This window comes from Sphingorhabdus sp. (assembly GCF_046596595.1).
Classification (GTDB): domain Bacteria; phylum Pseudomonadota; class Alphaproteobacteria; order Sphingomonadales; family Sphingomonadaceae; genus Sphingorhabdus_B.
In genome coordinates this window covers 1-19,016 of the sequence record NZ_JBKJMB010000065.1, presented here as the reverse complement: position 1 = coordinate 19,016, position 19,016 = coordinate 1, and the positions used below count along the sequence as shown (strand labels likewise).

General features: G+C 54.0%; 20 protein-coding genes and 1 pseudogene. 6 read left to right on the top strand and 15 right to left on the bottom strand.

Annotated features, from left to right (window positions below):
• From ACLL9E_RS07200 to ACLL9E_RS07130, 15 genes and pseudogenes are all read right to left on the bottom strand, one after another.
• Positions 1-237: aldehyde dehydrogenase family protein (locus ACLL9E_RS07200; RefSeq protein ID WP_411291060.1), on the bottom strand; the 237-nt coding region annotated here is incomplete at its 3' end.
• 45 nt (positions 238-282) lie between these two features.
• Positions 283-1,056, bottom strand: a complete 774-nt coding sequence (locus tag ACLL9E_RS07195; RefSeq protein ID WP_411291059.1) for a hypothetical protein — start codon at positions 1,054-1,056, stop codon at positions 283-285.
• A complete protein-coding gene (locus tag ACLL9E_RS07190) occupies positions 1,056-3,248 on the bottom strand; it encodes a xanthine dehydrogenase family protein molybdopterin-binding subunit (RefSeq protein WP_411291058.1) in 2,193 nt (730 codons plus the stop codon). The genes ACLL9E_RS07195 and ACLL9E_RS07190 overlap by 1 nt, the downstream gene beginning before the upstream one ends.
• Positions 3,245-4,228 carry an FAD binding domain-containing protein gene (locus ACLL9E_RS07185; protein ID WP_411291057.1) on the bottom strand — a complete coding sequence of 328 codons (984 nt, stop codon included), beginning with the start codon at positions 4,226-4,228 and terminating at the stop codon, positions 3,245-3,247. The genes ACLL9E_RS07190 and ACLL9E_RS07185 overlap by 4 nt, the downstream gene beginning before the upstream one ends.
• Positions 4,225-4,725: a 2Fe-2S iron-sulfur cluster-binding protein gene (locus tag ACLL9E_RS07180; RefSeq protein WP_411291056.1), complete on the bottom strand. Its 501-nt coding sequence runs from the start codon at positions 4,723-4,725 to the stop codon at positions 4,225-4,227. Before ACLL9E_RS07180 ends, ACLL9E_RS07185 begins: the two co-directional genes overlap by 4 nt.
• Before the next feature lie 109 nt (positions 4,726-4,834).
• Positions 4,835-5,248, bottom strand: coding sequence for a hypothetical protein (locus tag ACLL9E_RS07175; protein WP_411291055.1), 414 nt, complete (start codon positions 5,246-5,248; stop codon positions 4,835-4,837).
• Positions 5,249-5,280: 32 nt separating this feature from the next.
• Positions 5,281-5,400 (bottom strand): annotated as a pseudogene (locus ACLL9E_RS07170) (DUF411 domain-containing protein); the annotation flags it as partial.
• A gap of 112 nt (positions 5,401-5,512) precedes the next feature.
• Positions 5,513-5,716, bottom strand: coding sequence for a hypothetical protein (locus tag ACLL9E_RS07165; RefSeq protein WP_411291054.1), 204 nt, complete (start codon positions 5,714-5,716; stop codon positions 5,513-5,515).
• Between the two features lie 465 nt (positions 5,717-6,181).
• Positions 6,182-6,877: a PepSY domain-containing protein gene (locus tag ACLL9E_RS07160; protein WP_411291061.1), complete on the bottom strand. Its 696-nt coding sequence runs from the start codon at positions 6,875-6,877 to the stop codon at positions 6,182-6,184.
• A 38-nt stretch (positions 6,878-6,915) separates the two neighbouring features.
• Positions 6,916-7,914, bottom strand: a complete 999-nt coding sequence (locus ACLL9E_RS07155) for a copper resistance protein B (protein WP_411291053.1) — start codon at positions 7,912-7,914, stop codon at positions 6,916-6,918.
• The gene (locus ACLL9E_RS07150) at positions 7,914-9,686 is read right to left on the bottom strand and encodes a copper resistance system multicopper oxidase (RefSeq protein WP_411291052.1); all 1,773 of its coding nucleotides are present in this window, start codon (positions 9,684-9,686) and stop codon (positions 7,914-7,916) included. Before ACLL9E_RS07150 ends, ACLL9E_RS07155 begins: the two co-directional genes overlap by 1 nt.
• 45 nt (positions 9,687-9,731) lie before the next feature.
• Positions 9,732-10,295 (bottom strand): RNA polymerase sigma factor, encoded by a 564-nt coding sequence (locus tag ACLL9E_RS07145; protein WP_411291051.1) that lies wholly within the window; start codon positions 10,293-10,295, stop codon positions 9,732-9,734.
• Entirely contained in the window at positions 10,292-10,732 is a 441-nt protein-coding gene (locus tag ACLL9E_RS07140; protein WP_411291050.1) for a periplasmic heavy metal sensor, read from the bottom strand. The genes ACLL9E_RS07145 and ACLL9E_RS07140 overlap by 4 nt, the downstream gene beginning before the upstream one ends.
• Positions 10,732-11,010 (bottom strand): hypothetical protein, encoded by a 279-nt coding sequence (locus ACLL9E_RS07135; RefSeq protein WP_411291049.1) that lies wholly within the window; start codon positions 11,008-11,010, stop codon positions 10,732-10,734. The genes ACLL9E_RS07140 and ACLL9E_RS07135 overlap by 1 nt, the downstream gene beginning before the upstream one ends.
• Before the next feature lie 185 nt (positions 11,011-11,195).
• Positions 11,196-11,375, bottom strand: coding sequence for a metal-sensing transcriptional repressor (locus tag ACLL9E_RS07130; RefSeq protein ID WP_411291048.1), 180 nt, complete (start codon positions 11,373-11,375; stop codon positions 11,196-11,198).
• A gap of 103 nt (positions 11,376-11,478) precedes the next feature.
• Between ACLL9E_RS07130 and copC the strand changes: the two genes are divergently transcribed.
• The 6 genes from copC to ACLL9E_RS07100 all read left to right on the top strand — a co-directional run.
• Positions 11,479-11,865: a copper homeostasis periplasmic binding protein CopC gene (copC, locus tag ACLL9E_RS07125; RefSeq protein ID WP_411291047.1), complete on the top strand. Its 387-nt coding sequence runs from the start codon at positions 11,479-11,481 to the stop codon at positions 11,863-11,865.
• A 4-nt stretch (positions 11,866-11,869) separates the two neighbouring features.
• On the top strand, positions 11,870-12,805 hold the full coding sequence (copD, locus tag ACLL9E_RS07120; RefSeq protein WP_411291046.1) for a copper homeostasis membrane protein CopD: 936 nt from the start codon (positions 11,870-11,872) through the stop codon (positions 12,803-12,805).
• Positions 12,806-13,007: 202 nt separating this feature from the next.
• A complete protein-coding gene (locus ACLL9E_RS07115; protein WP_411291045.1) occupies positions 13,008-13,463 on the top strand; it encodes a DUF305 domain-containing protein in 456 nt (151 codons plus the stop codon).
• Positions 13,464-13,739: 276 nt separating this feature from the next.
• Positions 13,740-16,100: a heavy metal translocating P-type ATPase gene (locus ACLL9E_RS07110; RefSeq protein WP_411291044.1), complete on the top strand. Its 2,361-nt coding sequence runs from the start codon at positions 13,740-13,742 to the stop codon at positions 16,098-16,100.
• A gap of 1,152 nt (positions 16,101-17,252) precedes the next feature.
• Complete coding sequence (locus ACLL9E_RS07105) at positions 17,253-18,689, top strand: sensor histidine kinase (protein WP_411291043.1); 1,437 nt, start codon at positions 17,253-17,255, stop codon at positions 18,687-18,689.
• A partial coding sequence (locus ACLL9E_RS07100) for a response regulator (RefSeq protein WP_411291042.1) occupies positions 18,689-19,016 on the top strand: 328 nt, incomplete at its 3' end. The genes ACLL9E_RS07105 and ACLL9E_RS07100, both read left to right, overlap by 1 nt.

Here is a 19,016-nt window from a genome sequence, read left to right as displayed (position 1 = left end):
TAATTTTCCGACCTCGTTCGTCATCAATTGAGCGAACTCATCCCTTGATTTGCGCAATTCGGTTGCGATCGATGACATCACGCTCGCGCGTTCATCGAGGCTTTTCAGTCGCCATGCAAGAAACGCATCGTGGCTGTTCTGAACCACTCCCAACCCTTCATCATCGGTCATGTATGAATAGGTCTCGAGAACCTTTTCGGTGAGCGGATTTATGGTCTTGATTGTCTTGTCGGTCATTACAGGGCCTTTATTTTATCAGGCGTTGCGCGGGGAGCGCCGCCGTCAGGAAAGAGAATTACGATGGTTTTGCAGGGTATCGGACGCCTGTTCGAGCGCGTCTTCGATTGCTTGACTGAACGTCTGATCGGTCAGATGCGCGATACCGTTATGCGCAGCACAGACGATGCGTGTGTCAGCCCAGTCGCGGGCTAGACCTATGGCCCAGCTTATGAATTCGTCCGCAGCGCCAGCGCGCTTTTGCAATGCATCGGCCAATTTTGGATGGAACCGCAGCTTGGTAGCCGGCGCGACCATTTTTATCAACGATGGGGGGGCGAGGTACATGAGCGTATCGTCGACATGAACAATGCCACTTTGACGGTGACGGACGAGAACCGAACTGGCGTGAATGGACTCATCTTCGGGCACGAATTCCAGTCCCGCAGGGATCGAAAAGTCCAAAAGATCCGCAAATTGTTGCTGCGTAGCAACGTCTTCTATGAGTGCGGGGTCCCAGTCCAGTTGCGGCATTTGCTCATGATGACGCCGCGTGCCGATAAGACGCGCATGCGGGAGCGCTTCGTGAACAAACTTGCAATGCACCGTATGAAATGGGTGGACATTGAGCACAGCGTCTATCCGTGCACCATTGTCCGTCAGAACCATAAGCTCGGCACGATCAAGCTCATCCGGTTCGTAGGCATCGATCAGAATGAATCTGCCGTCCGGTTTACGGACCAATGACATGTGCGTGCCAATATTTATGACATGCGCGATTTTGAAATCGCCGCGAATGTTCCAGAAATTCTCAGCCAGATGTTCGATAGTTTTTGGCATCAGTCAGGCATCGCCGCGAGCACTTTTTCGGGTGTCATCGGGAACGCGTGCATTCGGGCGCCGCACGCATCGTAAATAGCGTTGGCGATTGCCCCTGCTCCGCCACACATGCCCAACTCACCAATTCCTTTTGCTTGAATCAGGCTTGCGACGGGATCGCGCTCCTCGATCATTATTACGTCGAGGTCCGGGATGTCACGGTGGACGGGCACATGATATTCGGCGAGGTCGCAGTTGACGAGATGACCGTCATTGGGATCGAAATGGAGTGCCTCTGTCAATGCGCTGCCGATGCACCAGACCATTCCGCCAATACATTGCGACCGTGCCGTTTTTGCGTTGAGCACGCGGCCAAAACCGAAGGCACCTGTCATGCGGCGAACCCGGGTTTCGCCAGTCCAGTGGTTGACGGCGACCTCAGCGAAAAAGGCGCCGTAGCCCGATGCGACAAAGTTTTCTTCGACGGCGCCAGGTTCATAATGGCCGATCTCCGAAATAGACTTGCCGCCTATTAGTTTGGTGAGTGGAACCGAGGATTTGCCCGTGCCGATTTGACCGTCTTTCAAAGTCAGTTTTTCGACTTTGACGTCCGCGCGACTGGCTAGTTCCTCACGAATGGCTTCGCAGGCGAGGAACACCGCTGACCCGATTGACGCTGCCCCCCAGCTGCCGCCTGAACCGGGACCGCGTGGATGCTTGGTATCGCCGAGTTGGACGTCGACCGCATCAGGGTTCAGCCCAAGCATTTCGCCCGCAATCTGGCCAAGGATTGCGTAAGTGCCCGTTCCGATATCGGTCATGTCAGTTTCGACCAATGCAGTGCCATCGGCGCGCAGCGTCACTCGCGCCTTTGCCTCGCCAACATTATGGACACGTGCGGCGCTGGCAACACCCGTTCCGATCCACCATTCGCCATCACGGCGGTTTCTCGGCATCCGCTTACCCTTTTTCCAGCCAAAGGATTTAGCGCCTTCAATCAGGCATTCGGCCAGTTTGCGCGACGAATAGGGGGTGCCTTTGACAGGATGTTTGTCTGGCAGATTGCGCAAGCGAAGCTCGATCGGATCCATCTCCAGCTTTTCAGCTAGCTCGTCAATCGCAGCCTCAAGCGCGGGCATCCCGACTGCTTCGCCGGGCGCCCGCACCGACCCTGCCGTCATCCGGTGAATTCGCGCGACCGCGATTTGCATGATCCGGTTATCTCCAGCGTAAAGGAAATCGGTCGACTGCGTAACAGGTTCGGCAAATTCCTCACCGGGCAGGTTCGATACTACGGCCTCATGCCCGATGCCCGTAAACGTACCGTCAGATTTGGCCGAAAGCCGCACGCGTTGCCGCGTTTCGGAACGGCGCATGATGGTCTGGAATACCTGCTGACGCGACATCACCACGCGTACCGGGCGATTGAGTTCCATTGCCGCAACCGACGCCGCAACGACTTCTTCGCTGATGCCCAGTTTCGAGCCAAAGCCGCCACCGACATAGCGCGAGATCAACCTGATCTGCGATTGTTTTAGCTCAAGCGCGTCGGCCAATTCGGCGATATTGTAATTGAGCATTTGCAGTGATGCGTGGACGGTCAGCATTTTGCCGTCCCATTGCGCGATTGCGGCATGCGGTTCCATCGCGGCGCTGGCATGGCCTTCTGTCTTGAAGGTTAGATCGATGCACTGATCGGCATCCTCCATGGCTTTTTCGAGATCGCCCTTGTTTGTGCCATCGGGTTGCAGTTCTGGTACGACGTCTTCCGGATTGAACTCTGCATATTCCGCCGCATATTCGACAACCAGAGATTTCGCGGCGTCACGCCCCTGTTCGAATGTCTCCGCGACCACAAGCGCGACTGGTTGACCCCAGTAATGCACACTACCGATGCTGTGTTCAGGCGCTTCGTTCGCGGTTCCCTGCGCTGGCCGCGCGATCATTCGCGGTTCGCTGATAACGGCGATGACACCCGGCATCGACAGCACCGATTGTTTGTCGATGCGTGTCACCTTGCCGCGCGCGCAGGTCGACGTGACTATTACGCCCTCAAGACAGCCATCGATGACATATTCAGCGGCATAGGTCGCCGCGCCGCTGACCTTGAGCAACCCCTCGGGCCGGTCGAGCGGTTTGCCGATAATGCCTTGCGCCATATGATCGAGCACGTTGCGCTCATCTGGCTTATCATGCTTCATATGGGCGGTCATGCCCAAACCTCCGTTGCTTCACACAAAGTCGCGATTAACGTCCGGCGCACGAGCGGTATCTTGTAATCATTGTCGCCCACGCCGCGCGCGACGTCTACGAGGACGTCAGCCGCCTTTTCAAAAAGAGCCATTCCCGGCTTTTCTCCAACCAGCATCTGTGCCAATCGCTCGTCCACCCACGGCTTTGGCGCAATGCTGCCAAACGCCAGATCTGCCCGTGCTATCTTGCCTCGTTTTACATCGACAATTGCTGCGACCGAACATAAAGCGAAGGCGTAAGACGACCGTTCGCGCACCTTGCGGTATAACTGCTTCCCAGACACTGGCGCGGGTAAGTGGACAGCGACAACCAACTCGCCGGATCCCAATATGTTATCCAACTCGGGCGTATCGCCGGGGCAGCGATGAAATTCGCGTACTGGAACCGTGCGGCGTTCGTTATCAGGGCCGGAAATTTCGACCTGAGCGTCGAGCGCGGCCATCGCCACCGCCATGTCGCCAGGATACGTTGCGATACAATGAAGGCTCGTTCCGAGGATTGCGTGAATCCGCGCCACGCCCTTTAAGGCACCACAGCCCGAGCCAGGCTGGCGTTTGTTGCATGGCTGGTCGATATTGGTGAAATAGGGGCAGCGCGTCCGCTGGCCAAGATTGCCGCCGACACTCGCCTTGTTACGTAATTGCTGCGTGGCACCGGCAAGGATGGCCTTGACCAGCACCGGATAATCAACCCGGATCCGTTGGTCGACCGCGACAGCAGTGTTCGACGCCAATGCCGCTATACGCAAGCCTGTAGCGGTATCTTCTATCCTGCGATCATCGAGAGAATTGATGTCGACGAGGCGCGCAGGTGTTTCAACCTGCAATTTCATCAGGTCGATAAGGTTAGTGCCGCCTGCAATCGCCTTCGTGCCTTTTTCAGCGCAAAGCATTGTTGCCCGTTCAACAGTTTCAGCGCCCGCATATTCGAAGTTTTTCATTGGTCAGCATCCGCAACTTCGCGAATGGCCGCTACTATGTTTGGATAGGCACCGCACCGGCACAAATTGCCGCTCATACGTTCGCGGATCTCGTCATCGGTCAGAGAAGGCCGCGTTCGCACATCATCGGTCGCGTCGCTTGGCCATCCTTCGGCGATTTCAGCGAGCATTGCGGTTGCCGAACAAATCTGCCCGGGGGTGCAATATCCGCACTGGAAACCGTCATGTTTGACGAACGCCTGTTGCATTGCAGACGGCTGTTCGGCGCTGCCGATACCTTCAATAGTAATGACATCGCAATTATTGTGCATGACCGCGAGGGTAAGGCAACTATTGATACGCACGCCGTCCAGAAGCACCGTGCAGGCACCGCATTGACCGTGGTCACAACCCTTCTTGGTTCCGGGTAGGCCTGCATGGTCACGAATGAAATCGAGTAGACTGACACGCGGATCGGCGGGAAGTTGATATTCTAAGCTGTTAATTACGATCGGCATCGCCGCACCTCCGTTTGGAGAAGCGATCCAACTGCAACTTGGTTCCGACCAACCCAAATTTTTTGCCGGCTCACCACATTTTGGTGACCCCAGCGGACCTCAGTGCTACCTAGCCCAGGGTTTTGGTCTGCACATGGCCCAACCTCAGAAATACAAAGCTGAAGAACAGCATAAAAATGAAGTCATTGGCTCCATAAATCGTATAAAATGCTCCTGCCAGAACATCCTGTTCGTAGATCGCACTCAAGGAATGCGATGTTATGAAAGCCAGCCAGACAATTACATAAACTAGCTTCTCGATAGCGAAAACACCCACAAGCCATCGCGCCTGATTATAGCTTTTGCAAACTGAGATATAAGCCAAGCCCCACAAGATGATCGAGATTAGTCCAAAATAGCCCATCACATCTGGTTGGGTTGCCAGCATCACATCATTTGTGAGAGCTTTGGAGCATATAATCACCCCCAAAATATTACTCAGGCCAGCAATTATAAATCCCTTATGGATCATCTTGTCCGTCATTTAAGGTCACTTTCGCGCACTGCAAAATTGTTGCGATTAGCATCATCAATGATCTTGACGGCACGGCCAAATTTTTGACGCACTTGAGCTGCCCATTTTTCGCAGCACCCACAACCGGGGTCGCGATGCATAACGATGTCATTTGCCGCCATTGTCGATGTCGAAAACAAGGCAAGGGTGAGAATTAGTTTTTTCACAGGTGATCTCCTTCGCTTCAACGCGGTAGCATTCGGGGGCAACCATGCCGCCCCCGAACATCGTCACTTATTTGGCTTCCATATCACCCATGTCATGGCCTTCATGGCCGGACTTGTCAGACGTCTTGGCTTTCTCATCACAGCAAGCCATTTTGCCCTCCTCGCCCTTCTTGCAGCAGCAGCACTCCTTCTTGGGTGCGGGCGGTTCTGCTGCAAAGGCAGCACCGGACACGGTCAGCGCAACTGCGCAGATTAACATCTTCATTTTCATAATAATCTCCATGATATTGATTGGCTAAAACGTATTTAGCCCAATCGCGGAGGCGGCGTTTGCGGGATGGCGTTAATGCCAACCGTCGATGGCTCTTGTTCTCGCAGATATTTCAGCGAGTGGAGAGCTATATGGTAATTGTGGGCATCCCCTGTCTTAAACAAAACAGGACAGCCGACGTGACACATGCCAGATTGTTGCTTATTCGAATGATGGGTTGCAGCGGAATCCTCAGGGCCGACAAGACTGGCCTCCATTGCTGCGCAATTTTCCATGATTTGGCTTTGCGAGACGGGCGGGGGAGCTGATGAAAAACAATTTGCTTCGGAACGTCCCGCAACCAAGATCATCGTCAGCGCCAACAGCATGTTTATGACAGACATTAACCGAGGGCGACGAAGTAAATTCACGACTTGGAACACCTCAACGGCCGCTTCAGAACAACGATATCGCTAATTGAAGATTTCATGACACCGCAATCCGCTTGGCTTTGCGTTTGCGACGAAGCGGCCAGCGAATGAATAACAAAACCGTGCCAGCAAGACCTAGGACCAAGCCTCCAATAGCAAAAGCTAACAACCACCAGGTGTTGAAATTCTCGTGGTTCTTCCAATCCATGATGTGGAGGCTCCAGAAGAAATCATAGAGCCGCCAAGTGCCGGTACGAACGGCGGTGATTTTCCCGGTATCGACGGCAACAAAGATGCTGGTGGCGTCAGGGTCGGAATAAGCGATACGCCATGCAGGCAGCGCAGCCCGATATTCAGGACTTTCGGTTGTCACGCGCGACGCTTTGGAAACCGGCTTCACAGCTGACTTCCATGCTACATTTGCAATAGCCGTTGCTTGCGTGGCACCGATCGGGGGAATTAGCTCTCCTGTTTGGGCATCAAAGAGTTTAACGCCTTTGGCTGTCGTCACTTCAGCAACCGCGCGACTTCCCATCATGTGCCAGTTGATAGCTTCAACTGGCGCTCCAGTCATTGCGCTTATCCGGGCCGGACCGGCAAAGCTGCTGCCTGCCGGAATCGTCATCACTGTTTCACGGTCAACAAGATGCTCGCCTCGCACCTTGTCGATAGGCAGAAAGCTCATAATCACGCCGCTGGCAAACCAGATCAGCAGCTGCGCACCAATAACTAAAGCCAACCATTTATGGATACGGCTGGCAGTCAGGTGAATGCGGGTGCGTCGGCTGCTCAGAACCAGATCCTTATCCCGGCTACAAGGCTGATTGTTTCAGGATCTTCGCCCGCCACCCGCGAAAAACGAGCAGTCGCGCCCGTCTGCTTTCGCCATTCGACGCCAATATAAGGCGCAATTTCTTGCTCGATTTCGTAGCGCAGGCGTAACCCGGCTTCAAAGTCTGTCAATCCTGACCCGACACCGATCGCGCGAATATCCTGGAAAGCAACATTTGCTTCGATCCGGGGCTGCAATATCAGCGACTGCGTAATTCGCTGGTCATAAGACGCCTCCAGCCGTGCGCGGACCTCGCCCTTGTTTGATACAAAGCCAGCTGCGTTTACCTTGAACCAATAGGGCGCTATCCCTTCAACACCTGCAACGAGATAGGTGCGCGACGGATCTGGCTTCAGGTCATACCTAACGCCGGCTTGCAGGTTCCAGTATGGCGCAATCGCACGTGAGTAGAGGGCCTGCAATTCCAGATCATCAATGCGCTCACCAAACGCGCCTTCGCCCTCAAACTTGATGCCAAAGCGGTTGATGTTTCCGCCGGTAAAAGCCTCGCCTTCAAACCGGTAGCTTTCGCTGCCCTTTTGAACGCCAACTTCAAGCAGGTCGATCGTCACAAGCGAATAGCCCATGCCGCCAACCTCATATGCCAGTTCCTTGCGGGAGCGCGCCATGATATCGCTGCCAAATATGGCGTCCGCCGCGTGATCGCCCGGCGGTGCCGGGGCTGGCACATTGCCGACTTCGTCCATTGGGGTCATTTCAGCCGCACCGGCGCTCATATCATGGCCGGCATGGGGATCGGCCGCGTCTCCGGCTGGCTGTTCCTTGACCGCCTCATCGGCAGTGCCCATGTCGTGACCGGCATGGGGGTCGCTTGCAGGAGCGGATGTGCTTTGCTCGGCCTTCTCGGCAGGCATGTCATGCCCTTGATGGCCCGACTGCGCGAGAGCGGGAGTTGCCAGCAAAGCGGCGGCAGGAAGCAGCAGAGAATAATTCATTACCCTTCCTCTTCTTGCCGAACGGTCACAACGCGAAACATTCCTGCATGCATGTGCATCAGCATGTGGCAGTGAAACGCCCAGTCACCCATTGCGTCGGCGGTAAAGTCAAACGTGACCTTAGCTCCCGGCAACACATTCACGACATTTTTGCGCGGATATTGCCCTTTTTGTCCGTTCACTACCTCGAAAAAATGGCCATGTAGATGGATCGGATGCGGCATCATCGTGTGGTTGATCAGGTTCACGCGAACACGTTCATTGTGTCGAAACGGCAGCGGCTCGGCTTTCTCGCTATATTCCTCGCCGTCCATCGACCACATGTAGCGTTCCATATTGGCAGTCAGATGCACGTCGATTTCACGCGAGGGTGTGCGCTGGTCGGGATTGGGTTCAAGCGCGCGGAGCTGGCTGAGCGTCAGCACACGGTGCGGGACTCTCTCCAAACCCGTCGGCCGCTCCTTATTGCGATCCATTGGCATTGGCGCAAGGCTGGCCACACCCGGTCCCATTTTTACCTGCGGCGCAACTGACGGGTCACGCATATTCATGGAGCCGTGATCCATGCTTCCCATCGCAGCCATTTCTTCAGGCGTCATCTTGCTATGATCCATACCGGCCATGTCGCCGCCACCGCCGCCATGATCCATGCCCATGTCCTTCATCGTCAGCAGAGGCCGTTCGCGAAGCGGCGGTATCGGTGCCACCATTCCCATTTGCGGGGCCAGCGTCGCACGGCATTGGCCTGAACGGTCGATAGATTCAGCGATGAAGGCGAAGGGTATCGCTTCTTTAGGCTCAATGATCACGTCCCAGGTTTCAGCAACAGCGATTTGGAACTCGTCGGTCTCAACCGGGGTTAGCGGCAAGCCGTCGGCAGCCACGATCGTCATCGGCAGGCCTGGCACGCGGATGTTGAAATTGCTCATCGCCGCGGCATTGATAATGCGCAATCGCACGCGCTCGCCGGGTTTGAAAATGCCGGTCCAATTGCCCATGCTGTCGTGGCCGTTGATTAGATAATGATAATAGGCGCCTGTCACATCGGCAATGTCGGTCGGGTCCATCAACATTTGACCCCACATCATACGTTCAGACAGCGGCTGATCTTCGCCTTTCGCAAGGCCAGCAAAAGTCTGTTTCCGCTTGTTGAAATAGCCCGCCTTTTGCTTCTGCTTGGTAAAGTTCACATGCGCGTGCGCGAAGCTCCAGTCCGATAGCACCAAGACATGCTCGCGGTCATAAGCAATCGGGTCTATGCCAGCGGGATCGACAATGAGCGCGCCATACATGCCCATCGCCTCCTGCATGTGCGAATGGCTGTGATACCAATAGGTGCCATGCTGCCTCATCGGAAATTCGTAGGTAAAGCTCTCGCCGGGGCCGATGCCAGGATAGCTTACTCCGGGAACTCCGTCCATGTTGAAGGGAAGCAACATCCCATGCCAATGGACCGACGTATCTTCTTCAAGGGTATTGCGGACCACCAGCTTTACGTTTTGACCTTCACGAAGGCGAATGAGTGGCCCTGGGAGCGTCCCGTTAATCGTGTAGGCATGGCCGGTTTTTTTACCAAGACGGAATGCGGATTGCCCCACGCTGACTTCAATATTGTCACCTGATAACATGCCAGGCTGACCCGCAAGAGCGTGAAGGCCGTGCGAGCCGCTTTTTGCCCAAGCGGGAAATAGAGGACTAAGCGCCATGCCGCCGCTCGCGAGAGCAGCACCGCGCAATAGGTTTCGGCGATCTACTGGAGTTGTCAGTGTCATAGGATGTCCATAAGTTTGTTCTTCCCATGATACGCCCGCCAGAGCTTAATCCCTCAATAATTCGTTTAATTTTGCTCTTGCACGATAAAGCCGTGTTTCAACCGCTTTTTCGCTAATACCCAAAACTTGCGCCGCATCAGCTTGGGTCATTCCTTCAATTGTCCGCAATATAAGGGGTTCGCGGATCGCCTGCGGCAGTCGCGCAATTGCTGCCTGCACGCGCACAAGCTCCGCACGGTCAAAAACCTGCTGATCAACACCAACCGTATCGTCAGCGATAGTCTCTGCTAACTCCATCGGCATTGCGAAGGAGAACAGTCGCCTAACCGCGCGCTTGCGCGCCCAGTCACGACACTTGTTAATAGCAATCCGTGCAATCCATGTTTTGAACGGACGTTCACTGTCATAGGTTTTGAGCGCAGCAAAGGCCGATACAAATGTTTCTTGAGTCACATCAACCGCTGCATCGCTATCACCGATTGTTGCCCGCACGACACGGAAAACTGGCTCTCGATAACGCTCTAGCAAGGCAGTGTATGCGGCCTGCCTCCCACCAATTGCCAGGGCCGATAGTTCGCTATCTGAACAGTCAGCTAAAACAACGCTCATTTTTGGTCGTCGGTCAGAGCCTTGACCACGGCTGCATCGAATTTGACCATTTGATCGGGCTTCAGCAGCGCACGCATTGAGAATATATGCTCGAGCGTCTCTTTCTGCAGCTGACTCATCGCCATATGAGACTGATCGACGGCCGCGGCAACTTCAGTGCCGTACCCATGTTCTTTTTCAATCGCTGATGCCAGCGAGGCATTGTCTGCTCGCATTTCGAGTTCGAGAGCCTGTTTGCGAATTGCGAACTGCTTTTCTAAAATTTCAAGCTGCGCAAGTTGTTTGGCATCAAGGTTTAGTCCATTATGCAATAACGCATGAATTTCGCTTTCTGGCGGCGGCGTAGGCGCGGTCAGCGTGCGTCCTGCATACACGCCCGCCAACGCCGCCAAGAATACCATGACGGCGATCAAAAAGGTCCGTCGGAACCCACCCATCAACCACTCTCCAACAATGTTGAGGGAGCGAGAGCCGTTGTGACGCCAAAGGGCGACGGAGTAGCTGCGGCTTTTGCAGGCGTGCCGGGGACAACACCGCTAACTAAACCCATTCCCATTGCCGCAACGATGGCGAACCCTGCCATCCGGCCTGAAAGCGGGTTAGCGTTCCCCTGACGTTCGGCAAGTTGTGATAGAACGATTTTATCAATTGTTGCCAGCCGACGTGGCAAGGGTTCTGCCTGAATATTGATGAGAATTTCGTCTAGATGATCCATGCTACTATCCTTTCGGTCAATAACCATACGCAGGGGACACGAAAATCCCTCAAACTTATTAGGACGCAATGTGATGGGCATGCACGGATTTCACTTACCGCATGTAACGACCCAAGACTGTTGCAAGCTCAGCTACCACTTTTTCACGATCCACACTGCTAATCAAGGACAGCTACTTGCGCGCTTTAATACTCGTGAACTAGCTCATCCATCAATGCCGCAACAGCGCCGCGCACTGCAGAGACGATGTGCAGCGGATCGGCACACGGAGCCTCGGATAATACGCTACGTTCAATTGCGGCAACCTGACCTGCGATCCTATGAATGCGCGCGATAACTTTGTCATGACGGCTGGACGTTCTCATACCATAACCCCGTATGGTAGCTCATTCACTAAATCAAGAATTGGTGAGGGATGATTTCGCGAGATGCGTATTATGGTTAGATCACCTTATCTGGAGAGAACTCATGACAAAGTTTCGTTTATTATTCGCTGCACCATTCTTAGCTGCAATGGCGTTCTCCGGCGCAGCTCATGCTCATGCTAAGCTCGTTAAGTCAACGCCAGCTGCGAACGCTGTTGTTGCCAAGCCGACAAAAATTGTCCTGACTTTTAACGAAAAGCTAATAGCAAAATTTGCGACTACCACTTTGACGATGACAGCAATGCCTGGAATGAAGGATCATGCGCCAATGAAGATTAGCGGCGTAACTTCTGCAATGAGCAAGGACGGCAAGACTATGACGCTTATGATGAAGCGTGCTTTGGTTGCCGGAACCTATGAATTGAAATGGGCCGCTGCTGGTTCAGACGCGCATAGGATGGAAGGCGCCTTCACTTTTACCGTGAGCTAACAGCATGATCGAATATCTTAACATCGGCATCAGGTTTGCACTCTTTGCAAACTTGATGCTGTTGTTTGGACTTCCGCTGTTTGCTCTCTATGCGTTGCGAGGCGCTGAACGCTTGCAACCATCACTTCTGCCAGTTGAAACCCTCATATGCTGGCTTGCCGTGTCGGGTATCGCGCTCTCTGTGCTAAGTATTACGGCGATGACTGCCTCGATGGCAGGGGTTCAACTGCTTGAGGTGGATACCGAGTCAGTTAAGATGATGATTTACGATACGCCAATGGGGAATGCGTGGTTCATGAGGGTCATCGCGTTGATCGCTACGCTGTTCGTTGCCTTTCGGATGACTAAGGCGAAGTTTTTACCCAAACTGATTTTTGTAACGCCCGCGTCAGCAGTTGCACTTGCCTCCGTAGCCTGGACAGGTCACGGCGCAGCGGGTGAAGGTTCTGCCGGCACTGCACAACTTATTGCTGACGTAATCCATCTTTTGGGTGCCGGGGCTTGGTTCGGTGCACTATTTGCTCTCACTATAATGCTGTTTCGCCGCGCCGAGTCAGCAAGTGAGGAATATTTACGCCTTAGTCATCGTTTGCTTCAGGAATTTTCTGTCGCGGGAACTGTAATTGTCGCTCTGGTTTTTGGATCCGGATTAGTGAACGGCTGGATGCTCGTTGGCCCGCAAAATGTATTTAACGTTTTCGGCACGCCGTACGGGCAGATTCTGGTCGCAAAGCTCGTATTATTTGGCATGATGCTATCACTCGCTGCTGCAAATCGTTTCAGCCTGACCCCGGCGTTTGAACGTGCTCTTCAAGGCGGGGGAGTAACTTCAACCTTGACAAAATTACGCAAAAGTCTGGTGATTGAGCTAAGCCTAGCTGTAATAATCGTCGTGTTGGTCGCGTGGTTAGGCACGCTTCAGCCACCCGCCGCATTATAATGGGAAGCAACGCTTATAAGACCTGTCGGAACTAATGAGCGTCGGCCCAGTTAGCTTAGCTGAGCGACGTCCATGGGTTCTGACCGCTCGCCCAATTGAACATCTTCGCCGGCCTCGACGTGTTGGAAGTATGCTTTTACCACCATTTCTTGCAAATCCAGTTGAGTTCCAATTGGCCGACAGGACAAGCAAGGATATTAGCATGAAATTTTATCGTATAGCAGCCGCGGTGCTTACCTTGTCATCTCCAGTGTTGGCGCAACAGGCGCCGGTTCCACCCATGGATCACAATAAGATGCAGACATCGGATAAAGCCCCTGTTCCACCTATGAACCATAGCAAAATGGACCATAGCGAGATGACTATGGAACATTCGGACATGATGGCGATGATGAATGATCCGAATAATCCCTATGGTGCTACCGAGATGGAAATGCACAAAAAAATGATGATGGCAAAATCGGGGTTACCGTCTGAATTGTGGACGCGTAAAATGATCGAGCATCATCGCGGCGCGATAGCCATGTCACGCGTGGCGCTTGAGAAGGCAACAGACAAGCAAACGCGCAAGATGGCGCAAATGACGATCATCGCACAAACTCGGGAAATCGTACAGATGCAGGCATGGCTCAAAAGCCACGGCAAGACCTCTCAATAGGCTCGTCTGGCTTTGCAACTGAGGTAAAAGCCGACCGCACTTGATTATTCCAGTTGACTTGGGCCGACCGTACTTCGCGTTTCTCGACATACGGTCGGCCAGTGTCGTTTTCAGGCGCGATGGGCTAACATTAGAACCGCGCAGCTGCGGCAAAGAGCATAAACATCAATTCTAGCCAACTATGTTTTGGTGACGGGAATGATAAACAATTGATCCGGCCGAAGAGGCACAGATGTAAATGGCATCGGCGCTTTGCTCCAACCGTAGGTAAAAGATATGCCATCTGGAAATTCTCATACTGCCCAAGCATTATCATCAACGGGAGTACGTGACGATGCCGCAAGTCTAAACTCTGCACTTGATCCCGTCTGCGGGATGAAGGTTGATCCTGCGACCACCGCGCATCATGCTACTCATGACGGCGCTCATTTTCATTTCTGCAGCGCGGGATGCTTGGCTAAATTCACTGCGGAGCCCACCAAATATCTCGCCGATAGCCTGCGTGCGGAACCTCTTGCTGCACCCGGTGCGATGTGGACCTGCCCAATGCACCCTGAAATTCGCCAGCAGGGTCCGGGAACTTGCCCAATTTGCGGGATGGCGCTGGAGCCCGAAGAGCCATCGCTCGATGATGCGCCGAACCCCGAGCTGGTCGATTTCACGCGGCGCTGGTGGGTGTCGGCAGCGTTTGCGGTGCCGCTCCTGATCCTGACGATGGGGACGGAGTTTCTCGGCCTGCATTTGGTCGATCCCGCATATTCGCCGTGGATTCAACTAGGGCTGACAGCACCGATCGTACTGTGGGCAGGCTGGCCATTTTTCACGCGCGGATGGACATCAATCGTCACAGGCAAGCTCAATATGTTTACGCTTATCGCCATCGGCGTTGGCGCAGCATTTTTATATAGTGTGGTGGCGACGTTCGCGCCAGGTCTGTTTCCAGAGACATTTAGAATGCACGGCGGAATGGTGCCTGTTTATTATGAAGCGGCCGGCGTGGTCGTGGCTCTGGTGTTACTTGGACAAGTGTTGGAGCTGCGCGCAAGAGCGGCGACCGGCAAGGCAATCCGCGCGCTGCTCAATCTCGCGCCAAAAACCGCGCGACGGATCAATGCCGATGGCACCGAAACCGAGGTTCCTTTAGCCGACGTTCAAACAGGCGACCGCCTGCGCGTTCGGCCCGGCGAGGCTGTGCCAGTGGACGGAATTGCCATCGAAGGACGGTCATCGGTAGATGAGTCGATGTTGACGGGCGAACCATTGCCGGTCGCCAAAGAGGCGACAAGCGCACTGACCGGCGGCACGGTCAATGGCACCGGTAGCATTGTCATGGAGGCACATGCCGTCGGCAGCGACACGATGCTCGCGCGCATCGTCCGCATGGTGGCCGAAGCCCAGCGCAGCCGTGCACCTATACAGGCCGTGGCCGACCGGATATCAGGATGGTTCGTGCCGCTGGTGATTGCAATTGCCATCGCTTCCTTTGCGGTCTGGAGCCTTGTCGGTCCAGAACCGCGCATTGGCCATGCGCTTCTAAATGCGATTGCTGTTCTCATCATCGCATGCCCTTGCGCGCTGGGGCTGGCAACGCCGATGTCGATCATGGTGGCAACCGGACGCGGCGCACACGCTGGCGTGTTGGTCAAACATGCTGAAGCGCTACAAGCCTTCGAAAAGGTCGATACCCTTGTTATCGACAAGACTGGAACGCTTACCGAAGGAAAGCCCAAGCTGGTTGCCATCGAGACAATTGGAGGGATCGACGAGAATGAGTTGCTGGCCTTAACGGCAGCTGTGGAGGCGCGCTCAGAGCATCCGCTGGCCTATGCGATTGTGGTCGCAGCGAACGAGCGCAAGTTGGAACTGGGCGATCCACAAAATTTTGAGGTTCAAGTTGGCGCGGGGATTAGCGCGACTGTAGGGGGTCGCGCCGTTGTAATCGGCAACGCAGCGCAGATGCAGCGCATCGGCGTCGATCCAGCCCCACTCAATGACGCTGCTGAAAGCAGACGCCGCGAAGGTGCTGGCGTAATGCTCATCGCTGTCGATGGCAAACTTGCAGGACTTGTTGCTGTAGCTGATCCTATTCGTGCGAACGCACGCGAGGCGATAGAGGCTCTAAGAACGCAGGGCCTGCGCGTCATCATGCTGACAGGTGATAATCCGACAACTGCGCAAGTCGTGGCCGATGCCGTGGGTGGCCTCGACGGCGTTCATGCCGAACTTAAGCCCGATGATAAGGCACGCATTGTGGGCGAGCTCAAAGCCTCTGGCGCAATGGTGGCTATGGCAGGTGACGGGATTAACGATGCCCCGGCACTCGCTGCCGCCGATGTTGGCCTAGCAATGGGCACCGGCACGGATGTTGCGATCGAAAGCGCAGGAATCACACTAACCAAAGGCGATCTGGCCGCTGTCGTTCGCGCCCGTGCGCTGGCTAAGGCGACAATGCGCAACATCCGCCAAAACCTGTTTTTCTCGTTTCTGTTCAACGGGATTGGTGTACCCGTGGCGGCGGGCGTCCTTTATCCGGTGTCAGGCATACTTATGTCACCGATGTTTGCGGGCGCTGCGATGGCGTTGTCATCGTTTACGGTGGTGATGAACGCGCTAAGGCTAAACCGTGCGAAGCTCTAAATAGCGCTTTAATTGATTACTGCGTATCGAATGTCGGAAATTTGCCCAAACCGGGCGATAAGTTGCTTCCTGAATGAAGGGCAGTTTACCCAATTGTGCTGGCGAAACCGGACTGGCACGCCCGTCAAAAAGAGAGGGAATATCAACATAGCTCATTTAATGTCCGCTGACGGCCATGCGAATTAGCGTGTATAACGACTATTGGGGCGCAAAGCGGAATGGCTGCAACTTTTCCGATTATAGACAGCTCGTTGAGGTTCGTTCACCAAGCATCATTTGTCACAACCGCCTTTGGTGATGCAGCAGAGCGCCATCTTCAAAAGGGCAGCACATGTTTTCGATGAAATCTCTTATGGACGCGTAAGAATGTTGCCAAAGTACAACACTCAGCAGACCCACGCGCCTGGCTGCTTTATAGCCTTTTCGGAGGAAGGGTAATCACAGTAAGGGTAAAGCAAAGGTGCTCGTGGGGAGGATTGAACTCCCAACCTGGTCATTACCAAAGCAAGGGAGGCACGGTTGGAGCATCATGAAATCTGCCCGATTTAGGTGATTGAGGTTGTGCTTTCACCAAGGACTCATGTCAGACCCAAACTGTCCGGAGTTGTGGTTTTGGCGTTTTCCTGTGGAAAGATCTTTGGCCCAATACAATTACATTACGTTACCTACGGGGCGGGTAATTGGGGGTCTCGAAGAGAAGCATAGAAACGGCGGATTTCTGAGAACCCGCCGCCCTATTGTGCGACCCGTTAGTCGGGAATAGCCTCAGATAGCTCGAAGAACGCCTCCATGCCTACCTCGTAATAGTGCGGTAACATTTGCAAAAAGAGGCCGGATAGTTCGGATGGACAATAACAATTCCGAGGAATTCTAAACCTTAACTATTTTTGTGTCGAAATGCTTTGCATTGCGACCGCCCGGTCCATAATCTGTGCAATAAAGTGAAATTTTATATCTATACAACGTATGATTATGTCTTTTTATGCTAAAGCCACAGACGGGAGCGAACATGCCGAAAAATACTGGAATTCGGCTTCAGCAGCAACTTTTCCCTTCAATCCACGAAAACTCTCCAATTTATCTTAGAAATTCGAACCGTTGCTTGGAAGCTATCGTGGGTGGTATGACCTGTTGCTGGGAGCTGTAGTCGCAATGCTTGATAGTTTTTATTCACGCGGAGGCCAAGCAGCACAAAAGCTTCTGTCGAAATCTTCCACCCTACGCAGCATTGGCGCGCTCAGTTATGGCATTGGCCTTGCAGCGTTCATCCCCGCGCTGGCTCTTCGCTTTGCGCTTGAAGAACTGATCCCGAATTTTCCGTATATTACATTCATTCCGGCAGTCATAATTTCCGCATTTCTGGCTGGGTCCCGTGCGGGTGTGCTCTGCGCAGCATTATCGTTTCTGTCGGCCTGGTACTGGTTCGTTGACCCGATGGTGCCATTCTCAACCAGCTTCACCGCGGTTGTCGGCCTTGGCCTGTTTGCCTTTATCGCTGCCGTCGACATTGCTATCATTGAAATTGCCTCAAAAGTTGTTGATCGCCTCACAACACAAGAGGCGCAGCTCAATACCATTGTTGAAACAGTCCCGGTCGGCCTACTTATGGCTAAGTTCCCTTCAGGTAAGATTATGGGAGGGAACAAGTATATCGAGCGCATGCTCAAGCACCCTGTATTCTATTCGGCCGACTTCCAAAGCTATGGCGAGTGGGTATCCTTTCATGAAGACGGGTCACGCGTAGAAGCTGACGAGTACCCGCTCGCGGCCATCATGCTTCGCGGCGAAGAAAACCCTAACCTCGACGTTCATTACCAGCGCGGCGACGGATCCAAAGCATGGATCAGGATCGTGGCACGGCCAGTGCGGGATAATGGAGGAAAAATTACTGGCGGCGTGGCCGCCGTCATCGACATAGACGAACAGCATAAAACCCAAATTGCCTTGAAAGAGGCCCTGAGAGACAAGGAGGTGCTTCTTTACGAGGTAAATCACCGCGTGAAGAACAGCCTTCAGCTCGTCAGTTCAATTCTGCTTTTGGAGGGCGCAAAGATAGGCAACAGCGACGCCCGCTCGGCCATCATGGTCGCTCGGGACAAGGTGGATTTGGTTGCGCGGCTTCACCAGCTTCTATACGCAAATGGTGCCCACGACCGTGTTGATCTTAAGATCGCTCTCGAAGATGTCGTGCGCCATTTAATCCTCTCTGCAGGCAGAGACGATGTAACGCTGGAATTTGGTTTTTCAGGTGATCTGATGGTCGATATACAAAAGGCGAGCCCGCTGGTTCTGGCGGTCAACGAGATCGTCACCAACGCGCTGAAATACGGTCTGGGTTCGGAACAGCCGAAGCTAACCGTGACTGCCAACAACATCGGCGATAAAATGACGCTGGTAATCCGGGATAACGGCCCCGGCATCGCCGTCACAACGCCCGAGAAAAAGCCCGGCATGGGAAGTGAAATTATCAAGGGCCTCGTATCCCAGATGCGCGGCACACTCGTCCTTGAAAGTAATGCCTCGGGGACGGCGAACATCTTGACGGTGCAGCTTGATCCCCATTCCTCGGACCGAAAAGGCACGAGTTGATGAAGATACTGCTTGTTGAAGACGAGTACCTCGTGGCCACGTCGCTGAAGTTTTTACTGGCAACGATGGGATATGAAGTCGTGGGTATTGCCGACGATGTGGCTTCGGCTATAAATGAGGCAGAGCGCACACATCCACAGCTTGCATTTGTGGATATCCAGCTCGCGCAGGGCGATTCAGGGCTCGATGCTGCGGCTGAACTCCAGAAGCGCGGTGTCATTTGCATATTCCTTACAGGCAACCCGCCAGGTGGACCGAGGCCGGATCTCGCACTCGGTTGTTTGCCAAAGCCCTTTTCCGATGTTGGTCTCGCAGGCGCCATCAAAA